Here is a 414-nt window from a genome sequence, read left to right as displayed (position 1 = left end):
GAGGAGATCCGCGCCTGGCTCGTCCATCTTCGCGAGGAACGCAAGCTGGCCCCCGGCAGCCTCGGTCCAACGATCGGCGCACTGCGCTTCCTCTACCGCGTGACGCTCAGGCGACCCTGGAGCGACGAGGACTTTCCACTGCCGAAGAAGCCGTTCAGACTGCCGGTCGTTCTGAGCCTGGAGGAGATCACCACCTTCTTCGAGTCGATCGCCAGTCTCAAGCAGCGCACCATCCTGATGACCGCGTACGCCGCCGGGCTGCGGGTGTCGGAAGTCGTGCACCTGAAGATCACCGATATCGACAGCCGGCGCATGGTGATCCGGGTGAACCAGGGGAAAATCCGTAAGGACCGCTACGTGATGCTCTCGCCGCGGCTGCTCGAGATCCTGCGTGCATACTGGCACGAGGCTCAT

The 414-nt window shown here is 63.5% G+C and carries 1 protein-coding gene; it reads left to right on the top strand.

Annotated elements, in window-relative coordinates; genetic code table 11:
- On the top strand, positions 1-414 hold a 414-nt coding region (locus tag P0D89_RS54130), incomplete at both ends, for a tyrosine-type recombinase/integrase (protein WP_408379856.1).

It is taken from the genome of Paraburkholderia sp. RL18-085-BIA-A (genome assembly GCF_046027075.1).
In the GTDB taxonomy this organism is placed as follows: domain Bacteria; phylum Pseudomonadota; class Gammaproteobacteria; order Burkholderiales; family Burkholderiaceae; genus Paraburkholderia.
The sequence above is the reverse complement of the archived record's forward strand: the minus strand, read 5'-3'. Positions and strand labels throughout refer to the sequence as shown.